Annotated in this window: 3 protein-coding genes; all 3 read left to right on the top strand. The window is 71.6% G+C overall.

The genetic code is table 11. The features are described from left to right. Positions 1–47: 47 nt before the first annotated feature. Complete coding sequence (locus FL311_RS42705; RefSeq protein ID WP_228557469.1) at positions 48–542, top strand: hypothetical protein; 495 nt, start codon at positions 48–50, stop codon at positions 540–542. A gap of 66 nt (positions 543–608) precedes the next feature. Next, positions 609–1,535 (top strand): site-specific tyrosine recombinase XerD, encoded by a 927-nt coding sequence (gene xerD / locus FL311_RS42700; protein ID WP_141333361.1) that lies wholly within the window; start codon positions 609–611, stop codon positions 1,533–1,535. A gap of 128 nt (positions 1,536–1,663) precedes the next feature. Next, positions 1,664–2,189 (top strand): Uma2 family endonuclease (locus FL311_RS42695; RefSeq protein WP_141333359.1); only part of this gene is annotated, 526 nt, incomplete at its 3' end.

Here is a 2,189-nt window from a genome sequence, read left to right as displayed (position 1 = left end):
TCTAGCTTCGTCGGCAGCGTCAGATTGTATAAGAGACAGGCCTGGGCATGGTGTCCGGGCTGTCGGTGGGCAGCATCGCGAGCATCAGCGGCGGGCGCGGCCCGTCCGTGTGGCGGGTGCAGGTGGCGGCCATCGTCACCAGCGTGGTGCCCATGTTGGTGTGGAGCCGGCAGGCCAACGTGTCGTTCGCGGGCGCGGTGGCGGCGTCGGCGCTGGTGGCCTTCCTGGTGAGCGCGTTCCGGTTGCCGCTGTACGCGCTGGAGGTGCTCGCGTCGGCGGCGGCGTACGCGGTGGAGCGGTGGACGGGGCGCCCGACGTTGCACTGGGTGCCGGTGCGCCACCACAACCTGAGCTACCTGCCGCACCCGTTCCTGAGCCGGCACCTGGCGCTGGCGGTGCGCTCGCGGCCGGCGGAGGTGCTGGCGGTGGCGGATGCCTGCCTGCGCTCGCCGGGGAACATCCTGGTGGGCTGGCCGTGGGTGGTGCAGGCATTGGAGCGCGCCTCCACGACGGAGGGTGCCGCGGGCGGCCCCCATGGCTGAGGGGCGCGCCCCGGAAGTTGGGGGCGTTGGATTGCCTCGGCGCGAGGCTCCGCTAGCCTGAAGGCCATGGAAGGTTTGCTCGACGCGTTCATCGCGTTCATCCGCGCCGAGCGCGGGCTGTCCGGCAAGACGGTGGATGCCTACGCCGCGGACCTCACCGCGTACTTCGAGGACCTGCGCGGGCGCGGCGTCGACGATGTGACGCGGGCGCGCCAGGAGGATGTGACGGCGCACCTGTCGGCGCTGACGAAGGGCGGCCTGGGCAAGCGCAGCCAGGCGCGACACCTGGCCGCGCTGCGTGGCTTCCACCGGTTCCTCGTCGCGGAGCGGCTGGCGGACAAGGACCCGACGGAGGACGTGGACACGCCGCGCTCGGCGCGCAAGCTGCCCTCGTTCCTCACGCTCGAGGAGGTGGAGCAGCTGCTCGCCGCGCCGGACGAGGGCTCTCCCGCGGGGCTTCGGGACAAGGCGATGCTGGAGGTGCTCTACGCCACGGGGCTGCGCGTCAGCGAGCTGTGCGGCCTGGGCGTCAACGACGTGCAGCTCAGCGCGGGGTATCTGGTCGCGAAGGGCAAGGGCGCCAAGGAGCGCGTCGTCCCGTTGGGGCGCGTGGCGGTGGAGAAGGTCCGCGAGTACCTGGCCAACTCACGTCCGGCGATGCTCGGGCGGCGCGAGGCGCGGGCGCTGTTCGTGACGCCCCGGGGCTCAGGCTTCACCCGGCAGGGATTCTGGAAGCTCATCAAGCGCTACGCTTTGAAGGCGGGCATCCTCAAGCCACTGTCTCCGCACAAGCTGCGGCACTCGTTCGCCACGCACCTGGTGGAGCGCGGCGCGGACCTGCGGGCCGTGCAGCAGATGCTCGGTCACGCGGACCTGGCCACGACGCAAATCTACACGCACGTGAACAGCGCCCGGCTGCGCTCGGTCTACGACGAGTTCCACCCGCGCAGCGACGCGTTCACCCCCAAGAAGAAGCGCAAGACGGGGTCGTAGCCGCGACGGTGGGGGCGGTGGACCCGACATGTCAGACCGGGCGTTAGACTGCCTACGTATCAGGTCGACACCCTGTGGAGTGGGGTGTCACGCGAGGGACGCTGGGCGTCCCATCGACGGAGGCAGGCGTGGGAGACATCCGAGGAAAGAAGCCCAGGACGTATGAGGACATCGAGGCGCCGCCCCTGCCGTGGGTGGCGGAGCCGCTCGAGGCGCTGTGGCCCGCGCCCATGCCCCGCGCGGCGGTAGAGCTGAATCCGCTGGTGCGTCGGCTGGGCGCGCTGCTCGTGCGGCCCTTCGACTGGGCCCGGGGTGGTCCGGGGGGCTGGTGGTTCCTGGAGACGCCGGAGCTGCACCTGGAGTCGGGCGTCGTCGTTCCCCCGTTGGCGGCCTGGCGACGGGCGGAGGTGCCGGAGCCCCCCGAGCCTGAGACCCCCTGGCTCACGCCCGCGCCGGATTGGGTCTGCGAGGTGCTCTCTCCACGAAGCGGGGATCTCTCCTCACGCATGCAGGCGTATCACCAGGCCCGCGTCGAGCACGTCTGGCTCATCGACCCGGCCCGGTGTCGCCTGGAGGTGTACCGACGCGGGAACAGGGGCTGGGCGCGGGTGGGGGTGCACGAGAGCTCCGCCCGGATGCGCGCGGAGCCCTTCG

The organism is Myxococcus sp. AB025B, from assembly GCF_006518215.1.
In the GTDB taxonomy this organism is placed as follows: domain Bacteria; phylum Myxococcota; class Myxococcia; order Myxococcales; family Myxococcaceae; genus Myxococcus; species Myxococcus fulvus.
The sequence above is the reverse complement of the archived record's forward strand: the minus strand, read 5'-3'. Positions and strand labels throughout refer to the sequence as shown.